This window comes from Gelidibacter gilvus, from assembly GCF_004115975.1.
Classification (GTDB): Bacteria; Bacteroidota; Bacteroidia; order Flavobacteriales; family Flavobacteriaceae; genus Gelidibacter; species Gelidibacter gilvus.
This window is the reverse complement of sequence record NZ_SDDZ01000018.1, coordinates 1-24,110: the sequence shown is the minus strand read 5'-3', so window position 1 is coordinate 24,110 and position 24,110 is coordinate 1. Positions and strand designations below refer to the sequence as shown.

Sequence of the window (24,110 nt, the reverse complement as noted above, 5' to 3'; positions counted from 1 at the left end):
CCAAGAGGAATAGTGTAATAGTTAAAATTTTATTGTTTTGAGACAATAGAAGTTTGATTTGTACTATACTTTTGATTAAACTCGAAAAATCAATATTAACAATTTAAAATTAAAACGATATTATGGGAAATAACAGTAATAATACGCTTATCGGTCTTTTGGCTGGTACAGCAATTGGAGCAACTTTAGGAATTTTATTCGCACCAGATAAAGGGGTGAATACTAGACAGAGAATTTCAGATGAAGCGTTAGCAGCAAAAGAAAGAATCGCAGAAGGCGCTATGGCGGCAAGAGATACTATTGCTACTAAAGCCTCACATTTTGCCGATAAAGCATCTCATTTAAAGGATAGTTTTGTTGAATCAGTTCAAGCGAAAAAAATGACTTTGGATGAAAAAGTTGAGTATATTGTATCTGATGCAAGCCATAAAACTGAAGATGTCATCACGACATTAGAAAATCAATTGGCAACATTAAAAGAGAAAAACAAGAAATTCCAAAAGTCATAATTCTGTCCTATGAATATTTTTGAATCTATAAATAATACATCCAATAAAGCTTCGGATATTGGAGAGAGATATGTTGATAAATCTTTCGAATATTTCAAATTAAAAATTTTTCAGCAATTAACCTATACCATTAGCATGGCGGGAAAAGCGCTAATTATTGGTGCTGTATTATTTATAGGTTTGATTTTATTGGCCATAGCAGGAGCCATCGCCATTGGTCAGGCTCTTGAGAATGTGGCATTGGGTTATCTCATTGTTGGAGCGTTGTTTTTTATCATCGCAATTATTATTTACAAAGTGAGGTACCTGATTGATGGAAAGATCATCAGTAAAATTTATGTCAAATTCTATAAAGCTTAATCCATGAAAAACTATAAATCTTTTGATGAAATTGACTTCGACTTACATAAGATCAACCTTGAAAGACAAATTGCCTGGGAAGAAATAAAAGGTCTCAAGCATAGTTTTTCGGAGGAGATGAAACCTCTCAATTGGGTAAGCACCGGTATAAAATATGCGGGAAAATATGGTCTCTTGGTTTTGTTAAGAAGACTGATAAGAAGATAAAAATTAAATGAAAAAACGGAATTAACTTTCCGTTTTTTCATTTTCCTCATTTAACACTACTACTTGTTTTCTGAATTCGTGAGGCGTCATATCATATTTTTCCTTGAATATTTTCGAGAAATAACTTCGGCTTGTAAAGCCAATAGTATAGACAATCTGAGAGATATTCAAATCTGTAGTATTCATTAGATCTCGCGCAGCCTCCAAACGCACATGTCTTATATATTCAGTGACAGTGCGCGCATATAAAAACTTAAATCCTTCTTGTAATTTGGCTTGAGATAGGCCCGAATCTCTAGAGATTTGATCTAAATTATAACCTAATGACGGATCATCTAGTATTTTCTTGGCGTGTCGTCTAATAATTTTTAATTCGTCATTTAAAAGAGAATTTGGAATAGCCTCATTATTTTGATACCTGTCGTGCCGTACAATATGCATAGATAGCAAATGATAGACCTCACCTTCAATGTACAACACACGGGCCATCCCTTCAGTTTTTAAATCGCGCAATGTTTTTACGTAATCCTCCATCCTCAAATGGATGGGGCTGTAATAAGCAAACGCAGTTTCATCTTTATCATCTACAAAAACGCGATAAAGATTTTCATTGAGCTCTGAAAGTTGGTTGTTGCGTTTTTTCAAGAACTCTGTCCTCACTATACGGATGTCATTAAGAATGATATGAATTTCCTTTGGGAAAAGTGTGTAAAGTTTCAGACCTGTTTTCGAAACGATAATGGATGAATGGAATTGCTCTACGGTATGGAATTCGGTTTCATTTTCGAAGCGATTTTTATAACAGCCTTGAGAACAATAGGCAAAATGGATGGGATTGGAATTCCCGTTGCCACTGATTAATAAAATGTCCTGAAAAAAAAGTGCATCAATCTCCAATAAACTCACTCCCCAATCAAATGTTATACATCTGACACAGCCTTTTGCAATTTCATTATCAAAAGTTAAGGTGTATTCGCCCCATCGCTCAGAAATCTCTCCACCAAAATAATTCTGCATTTGTTTAACGGCACCTTCGGTACTTTCTGCACTAAGGATTACTTCTATCATAAATTCTCAAAATATTTAAACAGGTTGAAATTTTAAAAACTTAGAAATGATGAATACTAGATCGGGAACTTCTTGTTAAACAAATATAAATAATGTTCGTCAAGTAAAACAATGACTCTAACATTCCATAGACAAATTTAGAACAATTTTGATGTTTGAAACGTGAAATCGCATACAGTTAACTATTTTTTGGATTGAGTTCTTTCAATCGGCCATACCTCTGTAAATTTGAAGTATACAAATAGAGTCTAGTACTCTATACACTGGTTGGTTAGTTAGGAAGGACGACCTCAGCAACACTACAAATATGCTGAGGTTTTCTTTTGTCTATAAGTTAAACTTTTACACTAGTTTTCAATTCTGAAATTTCATACGACGATAGCAGGGATTATTAGGTAAAATAATCTTAACCCTACCAAAATCCGTCGTAATCAATCACGCCTTAAATTTTCAAATAACTCTTTTTACCTCTACGTTTTTTTTATTAAACCAATGAAAAGTTAAATATTGGTGATCGATTAAAAGCGTTAATCATTATGTGGAATGAATTAATGGATGAAGGCTTTGTTGGGTAACTTTAAATAAACTTTAAAACAGATATTATGAGTAATTACACAGATAAATTAGGAAACAGATTAAATGACTTGTTAGAAAAAAATTATGATGCTGAAAAGGGTTTCAAAATGGCTGCGGAGAATGCGAAACACGGTGGCCTAAAAACGTACTTTTCCGGTAAAGCCCAAGAGCGTTATAATTTTGGTCACGAATTAAAGACAGAGTTAAAAAACTTTGGTCAAGAACCTGATAAAGGAGGCAGTGTAACAGGCGCAGCCCACCGCACATGGATGGAGGTCAAATCGTGGTTTTCTACTGATGATGACGAAGCCATGCTTGAAGAAGCTATCCGAGGTGAGAAAGCGTCAGTTGCAGAATATAAAGATGTCTTAAATGAAACTGCGCTTCCAGGTTCTATCCAGCAACTATTGGAAACACAAAAAAATGCCATCGAGCACGGATTGGTCAATATTAAAAGATTGGAAGATCTGGCCTAATTCCTGCGAAATAAAAATGGATAAGAAGACACCGATTTCAGGTGTCTTTTTTTTGATAATAAGATTAAAGCGACGTGTTAAATTTAATCTCTTAAATTATTTGGGTCATTAATTGATGCGTTCAAGTCAAAAAACGCAGTGAAATATGAGTTACTTACCTATTGAAAATTGATGCAATGTTTTATAAAATCTCCAATATCGCAAATAGGGAATCAATTGAAGAAAAATTTCGTGTTAACTTTGAGTTTCCAAACCTATATAAGCCTCAAGGAGTGATTGATGGGTTAAAGGAATCCACCATTTCGGTGATCACCATTTCTGATCCAAAGAAAGCATCCTATGCCATTTGGGGACTTCTGCCAGAAAATTTTGAGGATAACTGGAGTGTTTTTCAAGATGTTTTCAATACCCTGAATGTTAATATTGAGACCCTAGAAAACGGCAATGGTCTATATTCCAATCTCCTTCAAGACAGAAGGTGCGTTATTATTGCCACAGGGTTTTTTACCACTTGGTTAACCAATGGCACTGTTGAGCGTTGCCACGTACATCTTCCAAATTACGAGCCATTTGCCATTGCAGGAGTGTTCAATGAGCTTAATGATGGCTTTATTACCTGTTCACTAGTGGTGACCAAAATCAGCGAATCCTTTAAAGACGTTCCAAATATCTCCAATTTAAAACCACTTGTTCTTAATGAAATCGAGTTGAAACAATGGTTTGACACTTCAACCTCCCTAGATGAGATAAAAAAAATATTTGATGATCATAACTCCTTAGATTTTGATTATGAGGTGTTTGAAGTGGGGAATTCCATAATAAAATCTTAAAAAATGGCGTTTGTTAAAAGTCTATGCTTTATGAGTTAAATTCTAATTTAATAGCGTTAAGTGCTTGCAGGATTATCGTTTACCTTTATCATACATTAACTTAAAAACTCGAAATTATGTTACGTTGGACGATCATTTTTATAGTAATTGCTATTATTGCCGGTATTTTAGGATTCGGTGGAGTAGCAGGAGCTTCAGCAGGAATAGCTAAAGTTTTCTTTTTTATCTTTATAGTGCTATTTATTTTATCTCTTTTGAGAGGCGGATTAAAAAAATAAAAAACTATCTTTTACCTTTAATAACTTAAAACCAATTTAAAATTATGAAAAAACTAATGATGACTTTTGTGGTTCTATTTTCTTTAGGAACCGTAATGACAACTTTTACAAGTTGTAGAGACACAAATAAGAGCGGTATTGAAAAAGCTGCGGATGATGTTGGAGATGCCATTGATGATGTTGTTGACGATGTTGAAGATGCTGTAAATTAATACAAAGTATATTTAATAGCAAAGGCCATTACTCACGTGATGGTCTTTTTTTTTGTGAAATCCTTGTCTGCCGACAGTCAGGCAAAACCCAAAAGCGAAGCGCATTAAGTTGAACTAATCACGTCTTTTTAACAACATCTAACCCCAGAACTTATGAGGAGAATGCATTTCGTTCTGATGGTTGTCTAGACAAGCTCTTTGGATTATCTTTCTTTTTTAGTGTGATCGGAACCCTAAACCTAAAGAAACTTGACGCGATGATATTTATTCAATACCCTTGCTGTCAGGTTCTATATATTTGATAAAGTCAGAAGGCGATTGAAGCTGCACATAGCGTTCACCAATAATCGCAATGGCTGTTGTGAGCACTTCAGGTTTTTTGTCAAGTATTTTTAGCCAATCTTCATCGTCCAAATCGGGGTGGTCCCCATAATTTTTTATAAAATCTGGGTGTTCCTGATTGATAAGACTTGAGATAGGAAGCCCTAAGCCTATCGCCAATTCTGTCCATTGTGTTCCAGTGACTTTGGTTTTTGAAACATCTATTGCCAAAAGTTTTCTTTCAGAAGCCATAACATAAGCTTCTATTTGTTTACCAATCGAGTTTTCAGAGTTGAAATATAATTTTATTTCATTTTTATCTGTTGAAATCACACCCATAAAGTTTTATAGTTAAAGTTATTGTCTTCCTAAGTTTGGTATTTGCTTATTTTCTTATAAACTGTGGTACAGATAGTTGTGAGAGTTGGGCAACAGTTTTTGCAGAAACTTAAATATATAAAAAAAAGATGAGATAAGGTATTGTCAAAACCAATTGTTTGATAATAACTTTTAATGAAATTAATGGCAGTTCCGGCACAAAATCTCTATTTTTGTAAGTTCTAAATTTATTCCAATTATGTCAGATGCAATCGAGAAAGTAAAATGCCTAATTATAGGTTCAGGACCAGCAGGTTATACGGCCGCTATTTATGCAGCAAGAGCAAATATGTTTCCAGTACTTTATCAAGGAGAACAACCAGGAGGACAATTGACAACAACTAATGATGTTGAGAATTTCCCAGGATATCCAGATGGTATTACTGGACCAGAAATGATGATTGAGTTACAAAAACAAGCAGAACGTTTTGGCACTGAAATTAGAGATGGATGGATAACCAAGGTAGATTTCTCTGGAGATGTACATAAAGTATGGGTGCATGACGGTAAGGAAATCCATTGTGAGACGGTAATTATCTCCACAGGAGCAACAGCCATGTATTTAGGAATTCCTTCAGAACAAAAATATTTAAAATTAGGTGGTGGTGTTTCCGCTTGTGCAGTTTGTGACGGATTCTTCTATAGAAATCAAGAAGTTGTCATTGTAGGAGCTGGAGATTCAGCTTGTGAAGAAGCACATTACTTATCAAAACTTTGTAAGAAAGTAACGATGTTGGTAAGACGTGATGAGTTTAGAGCCTCACAGATTATGCAGGACCGAGTAAAGAATACTAAGAATATTGAAATTATTTACAATACAAATACCGAAGAGGTACTGGGCGACGGACAGCTTGTTACTGGTGTGAGAGCGAAGAATAATATCACAGGTGAGGTGTTTGATATTCCTGCCACAGGATTTTTCGTGGCTATTGGACACAAACCCAATACAGATATTTTTAAGGACTTTTTGGAATTGGATCCAACCGGTTATATCATCAACATCCCAGGCACTTCCAAAACAAGTATAGATGGTGTGTTTGTTTCTGGAGATGCAGCTGATAATGTATACAGACAGGCCGTTACCGCTGCAGGTACAGGATGTATGGCAGCATTGGATGCTGAACGTTATTTGGCATCAATTGATTCGTCATTTGAAGTCAACACCGCTACTAACTATTAAGTTATAAAGTATTTGGAGTTTTAAGTACTTGAAGTTATAAGTACTTACAGTTTTCAATGTCTAAAGTTATAAGTGCCTAAAGTTTAGTTTAAAAACTCAGCTTTAGGCTTTTTTTGTAAACCCCTTTCTGCCGACAGGCAGGCAAAACTTGAAAGCGTAATGCATCGGGTTTTGATGTTTGGCCCGACGCTATTTTGTTCTCTAAAATCCATATAAATTTAAAGTGCCTGACGTATTAGGATTAACTAATTCTTCAGGCACTTTAATAATTGAAATGCTCAAGGCAAGACCTACTAGCGCTCTTTCATTTGTAGTTTTGAATTTCCTCCGAATTTAGTGAGTGTAATTTTCGGCTCATTGTACAAATAGACTTCACTATTTCCAGTAGCTTCAATAGTAATGCTCTCGTTCACCCGAATGGTTGCAGAACCACTCATATCCGCAATAAGGTTGCAAGTTTTGGTCAGGAATTCCTTTCCACTGAATACAGATGAGTTGTCTACGCGCAATTGCGTGGTCTCCAATGTTCCTTCCAACTTTGCATTAGCACGTTGGTAAAGGTCTATTTTCGCCGATTTAGAATTGAGCAAGGCTTCCATTCTCACGTTATCACTAAGCACAATTACTACATTTGTAGCATTAACATTCAATTTTACCCTAGCCTTATCTGATGCGGTGTAATTGAATTCGTTCGTCTTTATATTGAGATACGCTCGTGATGATCCTGTGGTTTTTAAGATCGTATTTTTCAGTTCCAAAGAGGTCAAAGAACGGATTTCTCCATTTTCAATCACTTCAATATTCTCCAGACCATCCGTGTAATTAACTTTAATATTCATCCGTTTACTGGAGGTGATCATTTTTTCAGTCTTAAATGTTAGGGTGCCGTCAACTACTTCAAAAAGAACGTATTCGTGAAGGTTGCTGTCTGTTTCCACTTCGACTGAAGCTTTGCTATTATAGATGATTTCGACTGTAAAATCTTCGCCTACAACAATCGAATTAAACGGATCAACATAGGTTTGCTTTATGGTTACATTTCTATCACCTTTAATTTTTTCATCAACTTGAGCGGAAATAAAAGTAGTGGAGACTAATGCCAATAAAAATGCAAAAATGATTTTATTCATTTTAACGAGTTAGAGTTTATACTAACAAATATAAACAAAAACCATCCCAAACTTTTAATAAGGTTTGAAATGGTTCTAAAAGTGCGTTAGTAAATTGCTGGTTTCTTCTTGTTATTGCTGCTTTTGTCTCGCAGAAACCCCATCAGATTTATTGATTGTTTCCGGATTTCCGAAATAGGTAATATCGCCGCCGCTTGCTGTTTTGGCAGTTAATTCTCTTGAAACATTGACATGAATATCTGCGCCACTAGAAGCCTTTGCATCGGTAATGGCCGTTAGCAAGTTTTCTGCCTTGATATCACTGCCACTCGAGGCTTTAGCAACCAAGTTGTTAGCCGTTCCTTTAACTTTGAGGTCACTGCCGCTAGACGCCTCACAATGTAGGTTGTTCACCTTTACTTCTAAATCCATGTCGCTTCCACTAGAGCTGCTAAGTTCTAAGGTTTCGGCGGAAATAATGCCTGTGCTATAAACTTCGCTCCCGCTTGAAGAGGAAACTTTAGAAATGTTTTTAAAGTTGACCATTACTTTTTTTGCTGAAGAATGACTAATGTTTTCATCGGCATAGATTTTAAGTGTATTGCCTTCAACCTTGACGATGATGATGTCATGCAAATTCTCATCTGCCTGAACGGTGACACTTTCCACATCGCTTTGGCTAAGATAAACGTCGATGCCCCGGCTGGCCTCAATCTGATCGAAATTTCCAGAGATAGTGCGTTCTTTGGTAAGCACATTGCCATTTCCCATAACGCCCAAGCCGAAATTGCAGGAACTTAATAATGTACTTAAAATGCCAGTGACAATGATTTTGATGAGTGTGCTCATGACTGTTTGTTTTTTAAAGTGTTATCAAATATCTACTAAATCTGCGTCCAACGTAAATACAATCGTCTGAACTGTTGATTTAGGGTGACCAATCGTTAATTATCGTCTGTTGTAATTTCTATGCCATTGCTATCAATATTTACTTTCACACGCTCGCTTTTGGATTTGATACCATCCTGGTTGATTTCAACTGAGTTAGTGCTGTTTTTAATTTTAATACCGTTTTCATCGATTTTAAACTCTGAAGTAGTGTCATTGGGATCACTCTCCAATTCAAGATCCTCCGGGCAATCCAGACATTTGATTTCGTTATTAATGATCTGTAAATACTGGCCTTCCATTCCATCCATCATGATATTACCATTGTTGATATTTCTGGTGTTGTCGAGATTCTTGTTTCTAAAAGAAGATCGGCTGTAGTGATTTCTATGAAAGGAATACGTGTTTTGATCGGCAAATAAGACGGTGCCTTCAGGAAGATATAAGGTAATATCAACCTCTTGATCTCTGTACTTATTTTCAAAATCGGTGGTTAGAAAACCATTAAGTTGCAAGGTGTTTTCTGATATATTATAACTGTAATTGATTTTTTCTGCTCTCTTTTTAGCATTTTGATAAGTATTACCTCTCGAACTTTTCTCAATTTTGATAGAAGCAACCGAATCTCTGGTTGATTTTAAAGTCAGTTGAACATCCGTCAAATAAATCAGTTTTTTATCGTTCTGGTCATAAACCGGTTTCCATTGATTGCTATGTTTCCCAAATTGTTTGCTGTAGAGACTATTGTTTACCATACTTAAATACAGTGTGTCTTTTGCTGTAATATTTAAGTTTTCAGATTGTTGAACAATGGCGTCTTCGGCGTATTCATTGGCTTGTTTGAGTCCAACAACGACCAAACCGATAATAGACATCAACCAGAGCCCAAGTAGTGAGAATTTGGCAACCTGTCCGATCGATTTTAAATTATTGATCAATATTTTCAATCCTAAATAGAAAATAAAGAAGAAAGGAATCCCGATGACAAAAAGCAGTAGAAGAGACATGGTCCAGATTGGAATGTTGGCCGCATTGGTGGCTTCCAGGAAATCAATTCCAGGAATGCGGATAGCCTCAGCAACGCCAATTGAAAACAGACCGATGATAAGCGCGATCAACGTAGAAGCACCAATAATTATGAGAATAATTCCGATGAATTTCCCTATGACCTTCAGGAAAAACAGAATGATCTCACCAAGCGTGTCAAAAAATGTTTTTGAACTTGCTTTTATTTTATTGCCCTGTTTTGGCAAATCCATGTTTTTTACGGCATCGGAGACGTTTTGTGAGACATTTTCAAGTCCGTCCTTGATCTTTTTTTCGATGTTGCTGATGTTGACAGGTTCTCCCGTCATGGTCAATTTTTCAGCAGTCGTCATCGCTTCTGGAACCAAAATCCAAAATAGAACATAGATGAAAATAAATGTACCTCCAGAGCCGAAGGCCAACAAGATCCAAATCAGCCGTACCCAAATGGCGTCAATGCCTAAATAATGTCCTATCCCTGAGGCAACACCCCCAATATAGGAATTGTCCTTGTCTCTAAATAACTTTTTGGAAAAGGTGCTTTTACTTTTTTGTTGGAAATCGCTGTGCGGTTCATCCTCAAAAATCTCATCGTCCACCAAATAATCTTCTGGTTGGCCCATAATGGAAATCACTTCATCCACTTCCTTTAATCTGATCACCTGTTTGTCGTTTTGAACCCGCTCATTAAAAAGTTCAGCAATACGCGCTTCAATATCAGCAATGATTTCAGATCGGCCTTGCGTGTCTGTAAATGAACGTTTGATGGCCTCCAAATAGCGTTGTAACTTTAGGTAAGCATCTTCATCAATATGAAAAAATATCCCTGCTAAATTTATGTTGACTGTCTTATTCATTTCTTGATTGTTTTTTGGTGGTCACTAAGTTAACTGCGTTTTTTAATTCATTCCAAGTGGTGGTTAATTCCTGGAGGAATAATTTGCCCTTTTCCGTAAGGTTATAATATTTGCGGGGTGGTCCGGAGGTCGATTCTTCCCATCTGTAATCTAAAAGACCTGCATTTTTAAGCCGCGTCAATAGCGGATAAATGGTGCCTTCCACGACAAGCATTTTCGCGTCTTTTAAGGTCGCAAGAATTTCCGCAACGTAGGCATCTTCATCTTTGAGGACGGAGAGGATGCAATATTCTAGAACACCTTTGCGCATTTGCGCTTTTGTATTTTCAATTTTCATATATCTTTTCTGTGTTTTAAATGTCTTATGCTCCTGATCAGTAGCATAGAAATATAATGTGTTCGATTGATGCTTTTTTGGCAATTTTTATATGCTGCCCTCATACGATTAAATAAAATAAAACTGTTCGTTTTTTGACATTTTTGTCGTGACTTGCCCTAACGTGCCTTTTCTGTACGTGCGAGTTGATTGATTGATTGATTGACTTCCCCGAACGTACCTTTTCAGTATGGGCGGGTTGATGATAAAATATTATATAGACCGCCTTGTTATTTTAAAAAGTTAATAGTCAAAGGGTATTTGTAAAGCTCCCCATCTCTGGCTTTTAAACTTGCAATGACAATAAACACCAATTCCAATAAAAAACCAGTAATGGCCAAAAAGCCAAATCCACCAGCAATAAACAGGAGTGGAGAGGCTCTGTGAAAATCGAAATGGAAATTGTCAAATGCGTTAAGGTTGAGAAAGTCTATATGTCCTAGGAGTCCGAAAATAAAAAACGGAATCGTCAAGGCGCCCAAGATAATGGCGTACAATAAAATACTAATCTGAAAATTAATAGCTTGTTTGCCGTGTGCATCAATAAACTCAGATTTATCTTTATTGGTAATCCATAAGATGAGTGGTCCTATGAAATTTCCAAAAGGAACGATGAATCTTGCGAAGGTTGATAAATGGATGAAGGTGGCGATATTTTTTTGGTGAGTGTCTAACATTTTTATTTGTGTATAATAGTGGCTTATGCAAATATATATCTTAAGGAAGGTATTATGCAAAGCCTAGTACTATAATTTAACAAAAGATTAACAAATTGTAGTGTGGAATAAAATTGATAAATTAGCGCAAATCAAATTTTCATAATGGACATATCTCCCAGAAAACTCAATGCTTTTTTAAGTTTCAAACTCCCTTCCGCGTTTTTATGCGGCGTCAGAGCAACTTATATTGATCATGAACAGTGCAAAGTAAGAGTCAAGCATAGATGGATCAATCAGAACCCATTCAATTCCATGTTTTGGGCGGTTCAAGGCATGGCGGCAGAATTGACTACCGGTGCGTTGGTGATGTCAAAAATCAAATCCAGCGGCAAACCAATTTCCATGTTGGTGGCCACCAACAATGCTGCATTTACAAAAAAAGCAACCGGACGAATTTATTTTATATGTACCGATGGTCATAAAGTGGATGACGCCATTAAAAAAACGATTGCAACCGGGGAAGGCCAAACGTTTTGGATGAATTCTGTTGGAACCAATGAAGAAGGGATTGAGGTTTCAAATTTTAATTTTGAATGGACGGTGAAGGTGAGGAAATAAAGTTGGAAGCTCGGAGCTTGAAGCGTGAAGTGGGCATTTGGGGGTGAGGAATTAGGCATTAGGGATTAGTGGTGAGTGGTGAGTGGTGAGTGGTGAGAGGTGAGACTGTTGTAAGTTCAGAGTTTTGGGTGGGACAAACTAGTTCAGGGTTATGAGTTCAGAGTTTTGGTTGGGACAAACTAGAAACAAGAAACTTGAAACATTTTTGAGATAAAGTTGCCACTAATGCACGAATGGTTTTACTGAAGTTTGAAGCGCAGAGCTTGAAGCACGAAGTGGCATTAGGGATGAGTGCGTAGGAAGTTATGAGTTCAGAGTCTACGGAAGACTGCCAACTGAAGACTGCCAACTGAAGACTGCCAACTGAAGACTGCCAACTGAAGACTGCCAACTGAAGACTGCCAACTGAAGACTGCGAACTGAAGACTGCCAACTGAAAACCTAATTCCTCTCGTCACTTTCAATCATGCCATCTCGCAAACGGATCACACGTGCTGCTCTTTTCGCCACATCTTCTTCGTGGGTCACAACAATTACGGTATTTCCTGCCAAGTGGATGTCGTCAAATAATTGGAGAATTTCCAAAGAGGTTTTTGAATCTAAATTTCCCGTCGGCTCATCGGCAAGAATGATGGAGGGTCTATTGACCAAAGCACGGCCTACCGCCACACGTTGCCGTTGTCCTCCAGAAAGTTCATTCGGTTTATGATGGATCCGATCGGCCAAACCAACATCGGTCAATACTTCAGTGGCACGAGCCTGACGATCTGCTTTTGAGGCGCCAGCATAAATCATAGGTAAAGCCACGTTGTCCAATGCTGTGGTTCTTGGCAACAAGTTGAAGGTTTGAAAAACAAAACCGATTTCTTTGTTTCGGATTTCTGCCAACTGATCATCACTCAACTGACTCACATCTTTATCATTCAGAATGTATTTGCCCGAAGTTGGCGTATCCAAACAGCCCAGCAAGTTCATTAATGTCGATTTCCCAGAACCCGAAGGTCCCATAATGGCTACGTAGTCGCCGCGTACTATGTCTAGGTCAATGCCTTTTAATACATAAACGGTTTCTGATCCTAATTGGAAGTTTCTGACGATGTTTCTAATATGAATGACGTTTCCCATGGGTGTTTTTAATGTTTAAAATTCCCTGTCTCCCGACAGGTAGGCAAATTCCAAATTCCAAATTCTGAACTCTGAACTTTGACCTTTTCAAGATTGCAAGATAATTGATTTACGATTGGTATGACGTTCAAATCGGTGAGTTGTTACACTCTAATCTTAAAATGTTCTTTTACTTGCTCTTTTCTGAAGAAAACTAGTCCCCAGTTATAGGTGTCAACAGTAACGGTGACCTGCGGATGGTTTTTAATGATTTCCCAAGCTTCTGTCATCCCTTTAGACCAATAAATATCATCAAAAATAAACACAGAATCGTTATGTGCCGTGGGCAATAGCATTTCAAAATAGCTCAAGGTGGCCTCTTTTGAATGGTGACCATCAAAAAATATCAGATCCCAGTTTTTTTGTGTCAGCTCTTGAATTCTTGATTTAAAATCTCCTTGAACGGTGGTGATGTTTGATAGCTTATTGGTGGAGAACTGCTGCTCTGCAACTTTCAAAATTGCAGTACAGCCTTCAATTGTACTTATTTCAGCTTTAGGATGTGCCAAAGCCATAGCGTGTGTGGCAATGCCAAGATTGGTACCCAATTCTAAAATGGACGCCGATTGAAAATACCGTACGATCCGAAATAGTAATTTGCTGTTTTTTAAGGAGGTTCCCGAAGTTTTTGCAATGCCATTTATGGCGCGTTCATCAGATTTAAAAACTTTAGAACCCGATCCGAAATCGGTGATGGTGATTTTTTCAGTATTTTGAAGTAATTCTGAACGATAGGTTGTTAGTGCTGCGTATTCAGGATGTTCTGTGCGATCATAAAAACATTTGGTGACCAAGTCATAAATAAATGGGGAATGCACGCCATGTTGGTTGCTTGATTTGAGGAGGAATTTTATGTAGGAGAGGATTTGATGCAATGTTTAAGAGTTTCTTGTTTCTATTGTTTAATGTTTCTAGTTTCCCATCTTCACTCATCTGTCAACCTTTAATAGAACGCTGATGACACGGATCTTTACTGATTTGCACTGATTTATTTGGGCAATAATTAATACTAAAAATAACAAGCCGTCTTCGGTCTTCGGTCACCCGTCACCCGTCATCAGTCACCCTTTAATGGAACGCTGATGGCACCGATTTTTGTTGATTTTCACTGATTTATATGTGCAATAATTATAATAAATAATAATCCGTCTTCGGTCTTCGGTCACCCGTCATCGGTCACTCTTTAATGGAACGCTGATGACACGGATCTTTACTGATTTTCACTGATTTATCTGGGCATTAATTAATACTAAAAATAACACGCCCTCTTCAGTCTTCGGTCACCCGTCATCGGTCACTCTTTAATGGAACGCTGATGACACGGATCTTTACTGATTTTCACTGATTTATATGTGCAATAATTATAATAAACAATAATCCGTCTTCGGTCTTCGGTCACCCGTCACCCGTCACCCGTCCTCGGTCACCCGTCAATCTTCTAGTTTCTCCGACAACTCAAACCATCGCGCTTCCTTTGTCGCTAACTCGTCAATTATTTTCTCTAAGTCCAATGATAATTTATTGATTTTATCCTTGCTTAAAGTCGTGTCATGAAATTTCTCCTCAAAGGCTTTTTTGTCCAATTCCAAAGATCTGATTTTGCTTTCCAAAGATTTTAGCTCTTTTTTTTCATTATAAGAAAGTTTCTTGGCTTCATTCTTTGTTTGATCCACTGTGCCAGGTTCAGCTTTTGCGATTTCCACGACTGGTGCGGACGCTTCATAATCGCGATAATCGGAATAATTACCAGGGAAATTCTCTACCTCACCTTCGCCTTTAAAAACAAATAAATGATCGACAATTTTATCCATGAAATAACGGTCGTGCGATACGACGAGCAGACATCCTGGGAAATCCAATAGGAAATCCTCAAGCACGTTTAAGGTGACAATGTCCAAATCGTTGGTAGGTTCATCCAGAATCAAAAAGTTGGGGTTTTGGATCAATACGGTACAGAGGTACAGACGTTTTTGTTCGCCACCACTCAATTTTTCGACAAAATCATATTGTTTTTTTCTATCGAATAGAAAACGTTCCAAGAGCTGCGAAGCGCTAATCTGACGGCCTTTGGTCAGCGGGATGTACTCGCCAAACTCCTTGATGACCTCAATGACCTTTTGGCCTTCCTTTATTTTGATACCACTTTGGGTGTAATACCCGAACTTAACGGTGTCACCAATAATTACTTTTCCAGCATCCGGGACGATGGATTCGGTGAGCATATTTAAAAAGGTCGATTTTCCAGTTCCGTTTTTTCCGATAATGCCAATCCGTTCGCCTCTTTTGAACACATATTCAAAATTCTTTAAGATCACCTTATCTCCAAAGGCTTTTGAGACTTTATGGAATTCCACGATTTTGCTTCCCAATCGCTCCATATTGATTTCCAATTGCACCTGATGGTCATTCCGACGTTGGTGGGCTTTGGCCTTGATATCCTGAAAATCGTCAATACGTGATTTCGACTTGGTGGTTCGTGCTTTCGGCTGACGGCGCATCCATTCCAATTCTTTTTTAAAGAGTTGCTTGGCCTTTCCGGTTTCAACAGTTTCATTGCTCACCCGTGCTTCCTTTTGTTCTAAATAATAGGAATAATTACCTTTATAAGTAAAGAGTTTACCGTGGTCGAGTTCGATGATTTCATTACAGACACGCTCCAAAAAGTAACGGTCGTGCGTGACCATAAACAAGGTCATTTGTGCTTTTGCAAAATACTGCTCCAACCATTCAATCATTTCCAGATCGAGGTGGTTGGTAGGTTCATCTAAAATTAAAAGATCAGGTTCGTTGATCAATGCGGTGGCCAGCGCCAAACGTTTTTTCTGACCTCCAGACAAGGTTTTGATCTTCTGACTGAGGTCTTCCAATTTCAATTGTGAGAGAATCTGCTTAAACCGCAACTCAAATTCCCAAGCGTTATGGCGTTCCATGCCCTCAAAGGCTTTTTGATAGGCATCGGCGTCTTCTGGATCTAGAAGCGCCTTTTCATAACTTTCAATGATTTTCAAGATGGGCAAATCGGAATTGAAAATCGTATCTTCTATCGTGAGTTCGTCTTCAAATTGAGGGGATTGCGATAAAAAAGACAGGCGCAGGCCTTTTCTGATCACCACTTGTCCGTTGTCAGGCTGATCCGCTCCTGAGATGATATTTAAGATGGACGTTTTTCCACTTCCATTTTTAGCCACAAAGGCAATTTTATCGTCTTTATGGATACTAAAAGACAGGTCTTCAAATAGCGATACTTCGCCATATGATTTTGAGATCGATTCAACAGTTAGGTAATTCAAAGTCTATTTTTTTGCAAATAACGTGAATAAATATCAAGGGAGAGAAAATCTTCAATTATTAAAGCATTTCTGGAGCATAGAAATACTTAAAAAGTATTTAAACCGAACTTAAATGAAATCAAATACTTACTATCCCTTGTGACTAAAATACAAAAGGAAGCTCATTACAATTAGCCACCTAATGCTTGGATTGTAGGTTTAATTTGCCAATAAACCAAAAAAATTGATAATAGTTTTGATATTCCTAGTGATAACTTATATTTGTCGAAACACATGTGCCGCTTTATGAAACGATTTTTATTGGTTATGGGATTAATTCTCAGTAGTTTGTTGACGTCCTGTATTCCTCATAAAGATATTGTGTACCTCCAAAATAAGGATATGGCCGCTGATACGCTGCAGATGATGGTGGAGCAGCAAAAACCATATCGCGTTCAGATCAATGATATTTTGAATATTAGGGTGAAATCTATTGACCAAAAATCAGTAAGTATTCTCAACCCTATTGGCGAAGGAAATTTAAATGCGACTTCTAGTGAACGCGCCTATTTTGATGGCTTTACGGTTGACGTTCATGGCAATATCAGAATCCCTTCTTTAGGTCAAATTAATGTTTTGGGTTTTTCAACCGAGGAGATTGAAAAAATGATTGAAACCAAATTGCTGGATGAACAATTTAAAGAGACAGCGAACATATTTGTAACCGTTAAATTGGCGGGACTGCGCTACAGTGCCAATGGGGAGGTGGGAAGTCCTGGAACTCAGGTGCTGTTTCAAGAACGTGTCAATATCTTTCAAGCTATTGCCAATGTGGGAGAAATTCCGGTGACTGGAGATCGTAAGGATGTGATGATCATACGTCAATATCCACAAGGACAACAAATTCATCATTTAGATTTAACAGATATTCATGTTATGAATTCGCCTTATTATTATATCCAACCCAATGATATGATCTATGTTAAACCACTCAAGCAAAAAACTTGGGGGACAGGTGTAACGGGCAGGGAGTCATTAGCTACGATTGTTTCTGTTTTAGGTCTTATTACCACAACCATTGTATTAATTACAAGGTAGATTATTAATATGGAAGACCACGAAAATGATTATTCAGGACCAAGAGGTGTCCACTTTGATTTTAGAGGATTTTTATTCAAGGCGCTAAATCTCTGGAAGCTTGTGCTTTTGAGTGTAGGTATCGCATTGATAGTTGCTTATCTCATTAATGTAAGAAAACAAAACATTTATCGTCTGGATTCCCTAATATCTATAGAGACTGAACAAAATCCTTTTTTTACCGCCAATACAAGTATTTCTTTTAACTGGGGTGGAGTTTCCGGCAAAGTAGGGAAAATCATGACTTCCGTTAAGACGAGGACTCATAATGAATTTGTTGTGGATTCTCTTGAATTTTATATGCAATATTTGAGACAGGGGAAATACCGAATGGAAGACATTTATAAGAATGCGCCATTTATTGTAAAACTTGATAAAACCAAGGGCCAGGTTTTGGGTCCACCAATTAGGATTCGTTTTTTAAATGACAATCAGTTTGAGCTTTCTATTGACTTTGGAGGTAAGGTGGCTAATGTGCAGCGACCTGAAGATAAAGAACGATTACAGGTTAAGGTCACTAAAGGTGCATTTAAAGAAACCTATAGTTTTGGGCAACCCATTAATCTACCATTTTTCCATGCGACCATAGTTCCTAGACCAAATAGAATCGCGCAAACCGACTCGGAATATTTTGTGAGATTTCTGAATTTTGATGGCGTCGTAAGTGGTTTTCAAAATGGCGTTCAAATTGCACCTTTTTCGAAGGAGTCTGCTTCGGTATTGAAATTATCCTTAACGGGAACAAACAAGTCTAAAATTGTAGACTACCTCAATGCCACGAGTGCTATTTTAAGTAAAATGGAATTAGAGCGAAAGAACTTGTATGCCACCAATACCATTAAATTTATTGACAGTAGCTTAAGTGCGGTAAATGATGATTTGAAGGGGGTTACTGATGAAATGAATTCATTTCGTAAAAAGAACAAGGTATTTGACGTGAGTGATGAAATGCAGATTATTTCTGAAAAATTAAAAGGTCTTGATATCCAGAAAGAGCAAGAGCAATCCAAATTGAATTACCTCAATGCTTTAGATACCTACTTGAGAACAAAAACAGATTACACTAAAATTGCAGCACCAACTTCTGTGGGCATAGAAGAGGGGAATATTTTGTCAAGCGTCTCAAAAATCACAGCATTGGCCATTGAGCGTCAAAATTTGGAATATACGACTAAAGAAGGAAGTGTCTTGTTCAAGGATATTGATAATCAGTTAGATTCTGAAAAGAATGTCCTTTTGGAAACCATAAATGCTACAAATAGTACCATCAGGTCTCAATTGAATACGCTTACCAAAAACATAAGCAAACTAGAGGCGCAATTAAGCGGATTGCCTGAAGACCAGCAGGAGTTTCTAAAAATTCAGCGGAAGATGAACATCAGTCAACAGGCCTATGATGTGTATTTGTCAAAACGTGGAGAAGCAGCAATAGTAAAGGCTGCCAATGTTTCGGATATCACAACTATTGATGAAGCCAAGGATATCGGAGGTGGGCTTATAGGTCCGAATAAATCCCTCAACTACATGATGGCGTTGATGGTTGGTTTTTTCGCACCAATGTTTTTGATTTTTGTGATTTTCTTATTGGACAGTACCATTCACGGCTCTGATGAAGTGGAGCGCTTGTCGAGTATTCCGATACTTGGATTGATAGGGAAATACAATTATAAAAATAACCTGGTGGTTTTTGAAAAGCCTAAATCTGCTGTGGCAGAATCATTCCGATCCATCCGGTCGAGTTTACAGTTCATTTATAAAAAACAAGGCAAGGAAGAAGGTCGTGGCAAGACCATTATGATTACCTCTTCGGTAAGTGGTGAAGGAAAAACCTTCTGCTCTATTAATATCGCTACCGTCTATGCTTTATCTGGCAAGAAAACTTTGCTATTGGGCATGGATTTAAGAAAACCTAAAATTTTCGGAGATTTTGGAATGAACAATGATAAAGGCGTGGTTAATTATTTAATTGGAGAATGCAGCTTTGATGAATTGAATAGGGAGTCGTTCATTGAAAATCTCGACGTTATACCTTCTGGTCCAGTACCGCCAAATCCGTCGGAATTGCTAATGGGGCCACAAATGAAGTCGCTTATGGAGCATGCGCGCCAACATTATGATATGATTGTTTTAGACACGCCACCTTTAGGTTTGGTAACAGACGCTTTAGAACTCACGCAATATGCCGATGCTACCCTGTTTATGGTGCGTTTGGATTTTACCAAAAAAGGAATGTTGGCCTTAATCAACGCCAAATATAAAATGGGTGAAGTCAAGAATATTAGTATTGTACTTAACTTTTACAAACATAAGACCAATCACAATTATGGTTACGGCTATGGCTACGGCTATGGCTACGGCTATGGTTATGGCGTATATGGCAATGCCTATCATGAAGGTAACGGCAGACGTCCACTCTTATATCGGATCAAGAAATTTCTAAAAATGAACACCTAATCTGCTTCCTTTGATTTCCTCTAAACAAGTCCTTGTAAAGCGTTTATTTGACCTGTTCTTTGGGGTGTTTCTGTTTCCATTTCTTATAATGCCTATCGTGCTCCTGATGTTATTGGCGACCATTGATACAGGACAATGGGGGGTGTTTTCTCAGCTTCGTATAGGACAATTTGGAAAGCCTTTTAAAATATACAAAATCCGCACATTAAAACAAGAGGGCCATCGCTTGGGACATTTGGATGCCAGTGCAACACGCTTCGGTAAATTTTTAAGATGTCATAAGTTAGATGAATTGCCGCAGCTCTTTAACGTATTAAAAGGCGATATGAGTTTTGTTGGCCCCCGCCCAGACCTTGCAGGTTTTGCAGACCGATTAGAAGGTGAAGACCGCATTGTTTTGAACGTCAAACCTGGCATTACAGGACCAGCTACCTTAAAATATAAAGACGAAGAACTTATTTTAGCACAACAGGTAGACCCCGAAAACTACAATAGAACGATAATCTGGGTCGATAAGGTTGAAATCAATAAAAAATACGTTCGAAATTGGAGATTTTCTGTAGATTTGCTCTTTATTTTAAAATCCATAAAAAACGCATCATGACAAGTCACCCCAAAATTACAATATTAGGATTAGGATATGTAGGATTACCCCTTGCTGTAGAATTTGCTAAGCAGTTTTTGGTTATCGGTTTTGACATCAACCAACAACGGATTGACGAACTTAATCAGGGTATCGATAGAACTTTAGAAGTTGATAACACCTTTCTTAAGTCTATTTTGGTGACAGACCCTAAGGCCAAAACTGGTCTGTTTGTCTCCAATAAGCCTTCAGATATTGAAGATTCCGATTTTTATATCGTTACCGTGCCAACCCCAACAGATGCCCTCAACAAGCCGATTTTTACCCCATTGATAAAAGCGAGTGAAACGGTAGGCAAAGTATTAAAGAAGGATGCTATCGTTATTTACGAATCTACGGTGTATCCAGGAGTCACAGAAGACATCTGTGTACCCATTTTGGAGAAGGAATCCGGATTGACATTTAACGTCGATTTCTTTGCAGGCTATTCTCCGGAGCGTATCAATCCAGGAGATAAAGTCCATACGGTCACTCAAATTTTAAAGGTCACTTCAGGTTCAACCCCTGAGATTGCGGTTAAAGTTGATAATCTTTATAAAACCATTATTACTGCAGGCACCCATATGGCACCGTCCATTAAAGTTGCCGAAGCAGCGAAAGTGATTGAGAATTCACAGCGCGATATCAATATTGCCTTTGTGAACGAACTCTCTAAAATCTTCAGATTGTTGGACATCGATACCAAAGCGGTGTTGGAAGCAGCGGGTACCAAATGGAACTTCATTAAAATGTCTCCAGGATTGGTGGGCGGCCACTGTATTGGTGTGGATCCGTACTATTTAGCCCAAAAAGCGATTGAGTCGGGTTACAATCCTGAAATTATTTTGGCAGGCCGTAAGATGAATGACAGTATGGGCAGTTATGTAGCTCAAGAAACTGTTAAAATGATGATCAAAAAAGGGGCTACGATTAAAGGTTCTAAAGCCCTGGTGTTAGGGGTGACCTTTAAAGAGAATTGTCCAGACATCAGAAACTCCCGAGTAATTGATATCATCAACGAGTTTAAAAGTTATGATGTAGAGGTTGATGTTTATGATCCTTGGGCTTCTTCAGCGGAAGTAAAACACGAGTACGACTTCGACTTGATCTGTACCGATACCAAATTGGCTTCTAAATACGACGCGATTGTCGTCGCGGTTGCCCACGATAAGTTTTTAAAGTTGGATCTGGAGAATTTAAAATCAGACATCGGCGTTATTTTTGACGTCAAATGCTTATTTCCACAAGAATCCGTAGACTCTAGATTATAATGTACACGCACCCTTATCATACCGAAGATTTATCGACCTATAATTTTTTAATCACTGGTGGTGCAGGCTTTATTGGATCCAATCTGGTGCAATACCTCCTGCAGCACGGCGCTAAAAAAGTCCGTGTGCTCGATAATTTCTCCAATGGCTATCGCGAAAACCTGACCGAATTTATGGCGAATCCCGCTTTTGAATTGATGGAAGGTGATATCCGGGATATCGACACCTGCCACCGCGCGGTAAAAGATATGGATTATGTATCCCATCAAGCCGCGTTGGGTTCTGTGCCAAGGTCGATCAACGATCCAGCCACTACAAACGAGGTCAATATTTCAGGATTTTTGAATATGATGATTGCCATCAAAGACAATCCAAAAGTCAAGCGCATGGTTTACGCCGCCTCCAGTTCTACTTATGGCGATAGTAAGGCCTTGCCAAAAGTGGAAGACACTATTGGGAGGCCTTTATCACCCTATGCGGTGACCAAATATGTCAATGAACTCTATGCAGATGTGTTCGGTAAAACTTATGGCACGGATGTTATAGGTTTTAGATACTTTAATGTGTTTGGACCAAAGCAAAGTCCCAATGGCGCCTATGCTGCGGTAATTCCGTTGTTTATGCAAGCCTTAAAAGATGATGTTTCACCAAAAATCAATGGTGATGGCGGTCAAACAAGAGATTTTACCTTTATTGATAATGTGATTCAAGCCAATGTCAAAGGTATGTTTGCTTCAAAAGCCGCCGCCAATCAGGTATTCAACGTTGCCTGTGGCGAACGCATTGATATCAATTATTTATGGGATTCCCTAAAAACGGCTGCCAACTCTCAGTTAAAAGCAGAATACGGTCCAGAACGTCAAGGTGATGTCCGCGATTCATTAGCAGATATTTCAAAGGCCCAGGAGTTATTGGGGTATTCACCTCGGTATACGGTTAGAGAAGGGTTGAAGATTACTTGGGATGCGTTTGTTTAGAGAGAGGTGAGAGGTGAGAGGTGTGAGAGGTGAGAGAGTCCCTTTCTTTAACTTCGATTCTCTACGGTAAATTCATACTTTTTTTAGTAGTACAAACTCCCCTTTCTTTACCTTCATTACACTACGGTAAATACATTCTTTTTTTAGTAGTACAAACTCCCCTTTCTTTACCTTCGTTTCTCTACGGTAAATTCATTCCCCAGTTCTTATTCAAACTCCATTTCAAACTTTTGCCAGCGCCCGTTTTTTTGTTTGTTTTAACAAGAATTTATTTAGTATAAGTTCAAACTCCCCTTTCTTTACCTCCGTTTCACTACGGTAAATTCATTCCCCTCTTTGACTAAAGAGGGGAGCGGCATGGTGAGTTTTAATTGAGATTGGGGAATTTGTTGCGGGATTTTATTTTTTAGTAAGCTGAACATGGGAATTTTGGCTTGTAATTTTGCCCACACGTCATGAACATTAAACCTGTGGCTCCTCCCTTTGGAAAAAGGGAGGTGGCTCTATTGACGGTAGGAGATAGAGGCGGAGGGTTTGAAGTTCTACTCACAAGTTTTTTTAAAACAATCCCGTATTTCCTTTATAACAGATGGCAAACAATCAAAAACCATCTTATTTTCAAACCGGATAACTTTATATCCAAAGCTCTCTAAATAAATCGTTCTTTTTCTGTCGTACTCCTGTCCTTCGGGAGTGAAGTGTCCTTGTCCATCCAATTCAATAATTAATCTTTCAGAAGCACAATAAAAATCAACTATATAATAGCCGATGCTGTGTTGTTTGGTAAAGCGTTTGTTGTCTAATTTTCTAGCTTTTAATTGTGTCCAAAGAAAAGCTTCTGCAGGTGTCAACTTTTTACGCAGTTCTTTTCTGTAGCCTTGCAATTCTGTTTTGGTATGTATGTGTTGTTTGGACATGTATTAAAAATAGGTAATATTTGGATAGGTTGTAATAAAACTATTTTCAACTGTTCAAACTTCCCTTTCTTTACCTTCGTTTCACTCTGGTAAAATCATTCCTAGTTCTTGTTCAAACTCCATTTCAAACTCCCCTTTCTTTACCTTCGTTGCACTACGGTAAATTCATTCTCCAGTTCTTATTCAAACTCCATTTCAAACTCCCCTTTCTTTACATTCGTTGCACTACGGTAAATTCATTCCCCAGTTCTTATTCAAACTCCATTTCAAACTCCCCTTTCTTTACCTTCGTTGCACTACGGTAAATTCATTCCTCAGTTCTTATTCAAACTCCATTTCAAACTCCCCTTTCTTTACCTTCGTTGCACTAC

Annotated in this window: 25 protein-coding genes; 14 read left to right on the top strand and 11 right to left on the bottom strand. The window is 37.9% G+C overall.

Translation table 11 applies throughout. The features are described from left to right. The first annotated feature begins 122 nt into the window (after nucleotides 1-122). The 3 genes from ESZ48_RS17895 to ESZ48_RS17885 are packed head-to-tail and all read left to right on the top strand — an operon-like array spanning nucleotide 123 to nucleotide 1,076. Nucleotides 123-509 (top strand): YtxH domain-containing protein, encoded by a 387-nt coding sequence (locus ESZ48_RS17895; protein ID WP_129018873.1) that lies wholly within the window; start codon nucleotides 123-125, stop codon nucleotides 507-509. Between the two features lie 9 nt (nucleotides 510-518). Beyond that, complete coding sequence (locus ESZ48_RS17890; protein WP_129018872.1) at nucleotides 519-869, top strand: phage holin family protein; 351 nt, start codon at nucleotides 519-521, stop codon at nucleotides 867-869. 3 nt (nucleotides 870-872) lie between these two features. After that, nucleotides 873-1,076, top strand: coding sequence for a hypothetical protein (locus tag ESZ48_RS17885; protein WP_129018871.1), 204 nt, complete (start codon nucleotides 873-875; stop codon nucleotides 1,074-1,076). Nucleotides 1,077-1,097: 21 nt separating this feature from the next. Here ESZ48_RS17885 and ESZ48_RS17880 read toward each other — a convergent pair whose 3' ends face one another. After that, on the bottom strand, nucleotides 1,098-2,144 hold the full coding sequence (locus tag ESZ48_RS17880) for a helix-turn-helix transcriptional regulator (RefSeq protein ID WP_129018870.1): 1,047 nt from the start codon (nucleotides 2,142-2,144) through the stop codon (nucleotides 1,098-1,100). 602 nt (nucleotides 2,145-2,746) lie between these two features. Between ESZ48_RS17880 and ESZ48_RS17875 the strand changes: the two genes are divergently transcribed. From ESZ48_RS17875 to ESZ48_RS19400, 4 genes are all read left to right on the top strand, one after another. Continuing rightward, on the top strand, nucleotides 2,747-3,196 hold the full coding sequence (locus tag ESZ48_RS17875; protein ID WP_129018869.1) for a ferritin-like domain-containing protein: 450 nt from the start codon (nucleotides 2,747-2,749) through the stop codon (nucleotides 3,194-3,196). Nucleotides 3,197-3,372: 176 nt separating this feature from the next. Beyond that, on the top strand, nucleotides 3,373-4,026 hold the full coding sequence (locus ESZ48_RS17870) for an SOS response-associated peptidase family protein (protein ID WP_129018868.1): 654 nt from the start codon (nucleotides 3,373-3,375) through the stop codon (nucleotides 4,024-4,026). A 116-nt stretch (nucleotides 4,027-4,142) separates the two neighbouring features. Further along, on the top strand, nucleotides 4,143-4,304 hold the full coding sequence (locus ESZ48_RS17865) for a DUF1328 family protein (RefSeq protein ID WP_129018867.1): 162 nt from the start codon (nucleotides 4,143-4,145) through the stop codon (nucleotides 4,302-4,304). A gap of 44 nt (nucleotides 4,305-4,348) precedes the next feature. Next, nucleotides 4,349-4,516: a hypothetical protein gene (locus ESZ48_RS19400; RefSeq protein ID WP_190246298.1), complete on the top strand. Its 168-nt coding sequence runs from the start codon at nucleotides 4,349-4,351 to the stop codon at nucleotides 4,514-4,516. Nucleotides 4,517-4,780: 264 nt separating this feature from the next. Here the strand turns inward: ESZ48_RS19400 and ESZ48_RS17860 are convergent, their stop codons facing one another. Next, nucleotides 4,781-5,176, bottom strand: coding sequence for an arsenate reductase family protein (locus ESZ48_RS17860; protein ID WP_129018866.1), 396 nt, complete (start codon nucleotides 5,174-5,176; stop codon nucleotides 4,781-4,783). Nucleotides 5,177-5,414: 238 nt separating this feature from the next. On the opposite strand from ESZ48_RS17860, the gene trxB reads away from it, so the two are divergent. Continuing rightward, the gene (gene trxB / locus ESZ48_RS17855) at nucleotides 5,415-6,395 is read left to right on the top strand and encodes a thioredoxin-disulfide reductase (protein ID WP_129018865.1); all 981 of its coding nucleotides are present in this window, start codon (nucleotides 5,415-5,417) and stop codon (nucleotides 6,393-6,395) included. A 293-nt stretch (nucleotides 6,396-6,688) separates the two neighbouring features. Here trxB and ESZ48_RS17850 read toward each other — a convergent pair whose 3' ends face one another. From ESZ48_RS17850 to ESZ48_RS17830, 5 genes are all read right to left on the bottom strand, one after another. Further along, nucleotides 6,689-7,525 carry a GIN domain-containing protein gene (locus ESZ48_RS17850; protein WP_129018864.1) on the bottom strand — a complete coding sequence of 279 codons (837 nt, stop codon included), beginning with the start codon at nucleotides 7,523-7,525 and terminating at the stop codon, nucleotides 6,689-6,691. A gap of 111 nt (nucleotides 7,526-7,636) precedes the next feature. Next, nucleotides 7,637-8,353 (bottom strand): head GIN domain-containing protein, encoded by a 717-nt coding sequence (locus tag ESZ48_RS17845; protein WP_129018863.1) that lies wholly within the window; start codon nucleotides 8,351-8,353, stop codon nucleotides 7,637-7,639. A 95-nt stretch (nucleotides 8,354-8,448) separates the two neighbouring features. After that, nucleotides 8,449-10,275, bottom strand: coding sequence for a PspC domain-containing protein (locus ESZ48_RS17840; protein ID WP_129018862.1), 1,827 nt, complete (start codon nucleotides 10,273-10,275; stop codon nucleotides 8,449-8,451). Next, nucleotides 10,268-10,612 (bottom strand): PadR family transcriptional regulator, encoded by a 345-nt coding sequence (locus tag ESZ48_RS17835; RefSeq protein ID WP_129018861.1) that lies wholly within the window; start codon nucleotides 10,610-10,612, stop codon nucleotides 10,268-10,270. Before ESZ48_RS17835 ends, ESZ48_RS17840 begins: the two co-directional genes overlap by 8 nt. A 269-nt stretch (nucleotides 10,613-10,881) precedes the next feature. Continuing rightward, nucleotides 10,882-11,328 carry a DUF4870 domain-containing protein gene (locus ESZ48_RS17830; RefSeq protein WP_129018860.1) on the bottom strand — a complete coding sequence of 149 codons (447 nt, stop codon included), beginning with the start codon at nucleotides 11,326-11,328 and terminating at the stop codon, nucleotides 10,882-10,884. 144 nt (nucleotides 11,329-11,472) lie between these two features. Here ESZ48_RS17830 and ESZ48_RS17825 point away from each other — a divergent pair, with 144 nt between their 5' ends. Then, on the top strand, nucleotides 11,473-11,928 hold the full coding sequence (locus tag ESZ48_RS17825; RefSeq protein ID WP_129018859.1) for a DUF4442 domain-containing protein: 456 nt from the start codon (nucleotides 11,473-11,475) through the stop codon (nucleotides 11,926-11,928). 441 nt (nucleotides 11,929-12,369) lie between these two features. On the opposite strand, the gene ESZ48_RS17815 is transcribed toward ESZ48_RS17825, so the two are convergent. The 3 genes from ESZ48_RS17815 to ESZ48_RS17805 all read right to left on the bottom strand — a co-directional run bounded on the left by ESZ48_RS17815 (nucleotide 12,370) and on the right by ESZ48_RS17805 (nucleotide 16,382). Continuing rightward, entirely contained in the window at nucleotides 12,370-13,053 is a 684-nt protein-coding gene (locus ESZ48_RS17815; RefSeq protein WP_129018858.1) for an ABC transporter ATP-binding protein, read from the bottom strand. A gap of 143 nt (nucleotides 13,054-13,196) precedes the next feature. Then, complete coding sequence (locus ESZ48_RS17810; protein ID WP_129018857.1) at nucleotides 13,197-13,967, bottom strand: O-methyltransferase; 771 nt, start codon at nucleotides 13,965-13,967, stop codon at nucleotides 13,197-13,199. Between the two features lie 555 nt (nucleotides 13,968-14,522). Beyond that, complete coding sequence (locus ESZ48_RS17805; protein ID WP_129018856.1) at nucleotides 14,523-16,382, bottom strand: ABC-F family ATP-binding cassette domain-containing protein; 1,860 nt, start codon at nucleotides 16,380-16,382, stop codon at nucleotides 14,523-14,525. Nucleotides 16,383-16,667: 285 nt separating this feature from the next. On the opposite strand from ESZ48_RS17805, the gene ESZ48_RS17800 reads away from it, so the two are divergent. From ESZ48_RS17800 to ESZ48_RS17780, 5 genes are read left to right on the top strand one after another with little or no spacing between them, the layout of a single operon-like run. Then, nucleotides 16,668-17,459 (top strand): polysaccharide biosynthesis/export family protein, encoded by a 792-nt coding sequence (locus ESZ48_RS17800; protein ID WP_129018855.1) that lies wholly within the window; start codon nucleotides 16,668-16,670, stop codon nucleotides 17,457-17,459. A gap of 9 nt (nucleotides 17,460-17,468) precedes the next feature. Next, on the top strand, nucleotides 17,469-19,952 hold the full coding sequence (locus tag ESZ48_RS17795) for a GumC family protein (protein WP_129018854.1): 2,484 nt from the start codon (nucleotides 17,469-17,471) through the stop codon (nucleotides 19,950-19,952). Nucleotides 19,953-19,962: 10 nt separating this feature from the next. Continuing rightward, nucleotides 19,963-20,556 (top strand): sugar transferase, encoded by a 594-nt coding sequence (locus ESZ48_RS17790; RefSeq protein WP_223266501.1) that lies wholly within the window; start codon nucleotides 19,963-19,965, stop codon nucleotides 20,554-20,556. Further along, nucleotides 20,553-21,845 (top strand): nucleotide sugar dehydrogenase, encoded by a 1,293-nt coding sequence (locus ESZ48_RS17785; protein ID WP_129018853.1) that lies wholly within the window; start codon nucleotides 20,553-20,555, stop codon nucleotides 21,843-21,845. The genes ESZ48_RS17790 and ESZ48_RS17785 overlap by 4 nt, the downstream gene beginning before the upstream one ends. Continuing rightward, complete coding sequence (locus ESZ48_RS17780) at nucleotides 21,845-22,822, top strand: SDR family oxidoreductase (RefSeq protein ID WP_129018852.1); 978 nt, start codon at nucleotides 21,845-21,847, stop codon at nucleotides 22,820-22,822. The genes ESZ48_RS17785 and ESZ48_RS17780 overlap by 1 nt, the downstream gene beginning before the upstream one ends. 542 nt (nucleotides 22,823-23,364) lie before the next feature. Here ESZ48_RS17780 and ESZ48_RS17775 read toward each other — a convergent pair. Continuing rightward, nucleotides 23,365-23,739 carry an endonuclease domain-containing protein gene (locus ESZ48_RS17775; RefSeq protein WP_129018851.1) on the bottom strand — a complete coding sequence of 125 codons (375 nt, stop codon included), beginning with the start codon at nucleotides 23,737-23,739 and terminating at the stop codon, nucleotides 23,365-23,367. Nucleotides 23,740-24,110: the final 371 nt, after the last annotated feature.

Coding starts and splice junctions, on each gene's coding strand:
- ESZ48_RS17895 (WP_129018873.1), top strand. CDS start 123: ATGGGAAATAACAGTAATAATACGCTTATCGGTCTTTTGGCTGGTACA.
- ESZ48_RS17890 (WP_129018872.1), top strand. CDS start 519: ATGAATATTTTTGAATCTATAAATAATACATCCAATAAAGCTTCGGAT.
- ESZ48_RS17885 (WP_129018871.1), top strand. CDS start 873: ATGAAAAACTATAAATCTTTTGATGAAATTGACTTCGACTTACATAAG.
- ESZ48_RS17880 (WP_129018870.1), bottom strand. CDS start 2,144: ATGATAGAAGTAATCCTTAGTGCAGAAAGTACCGAAGGTGCCGTTAAA.
- ESZ48_RS17875 (WP_129018869.1), top strand. CDS start 2,747: ATGAGTAATTACACAGATAAATTAGGAAACAGATTAAATGACTTGTTA.
- ESZ48_RS17870 (WP_129018868.1), top strand. CDS start 3,373: ATGTTTTATAAAATCTCCAATATCGCAAATAGGGAATCAATTGAAGAA.
- ESZ48_RS17865 (WP_129018867.1), top strand. CDS start 4,143: ATGTTACGTTGGACGATCATTTTTATAGTAATTGCTATTATTGCCGGT.
- ESZ48_RS19400 (WP_190246298.1), top strand. CDS start 4,349: ATGAAAAAACTAATGATGACTTTTGTGGTTCTATTTTCTTTAGGAACC.
- ESZ48_RS17860 (WP_129018866.1), bottom strand. CDS start 5,176: ATGGGTGTGATTTCAACAGATAAAAATGAAATAAAATTATATTTCAAC.
- trxB (WP_129018865.1), top strand. CDS start 5,415: ATGTCAGATGCAATCGAGAAAGTAAAATGCCTAATTATAGGTTCAGGA.
- ESZ48_RS17850 (WP_129018864.1), bottom strand. CDS start 7,525: ATGAATAAAATCATTTTTGCATTTTTATTGGCATTAGTCTCCACTACT.
- ESZ48_RS17845 (WP_129018863.1), bottom strand. CDS start 8,353: ATGAGCACACTCATCAAAATCATTGTCACTGGCATTTTAAGTACATTA.
- ESZ48_RS17840 (WP_129018862.1), bottom strand. CDS start 10,275: ATGAATAAGACAGTCAACATAAATTTAGCAGGGATATTTTTTCATATT.
- ESZ48_RS17835 (WP_129018861.1), bottom strand. CDS start 10,612: ATGAAAATTGAAAATACAAAAGCGCAAATGCGCAAAGGTGTTCTAGAA.
- ESZ48_RS17830 (WP_129018860.1), bottom strand. CDS start 11,328: ATGTTAGACACTCACCAAAAAAATATCGCCACCTTCATCCATTTATCA.
- ESZ48_RS17825 (WP_129018859.1), top strand. CDS start 11,473: ATGGACATATCTCCCAGAAAACTCAATGCTTTTTTAAGTTTCAAACTC.
- ESZ48_RS17815 (WP_129018858.1), bottom strand. CDS start 13,053: ATGGGAAACGTCATTCATATTAGAAACATCGTCAGAAACTTCCAATTA.
- ESZ48_RS17800 (WP_129018855.1), top strand. CDS start 16,668: ATGAAACGATTTTTATTGGTTATGGGATTAATTCTCAGTAGTTTGTTG.
- ESZ48_RS17795 (WP_129018854.1), top strand. CDS start 17,469: ATGGAAGACCACGAAAATGATTATTCAGGACCAAGAGGTGTCCACTTT.
- ESZ48_RS17785 (WP_129018853.1), top strand. CDS start 20,553: ATGACAAGTCACCCCAAAATTACAATATTAGGATTAGGATATGTAGGA.
- ESZ48_RS17780 (WP_129018852.1), top strand. CDS start 21,845: ATGTACACGCACCCTTATCATACCGAAGATTTATCGACCTATAATTTT.
- ESZ48_RS17775 (WP_129018851.1), bottom strand. CDS start 23,739: ATGTCCAAACAACACATACATACCAAAACAGAATTGCAAGGCTACAGA.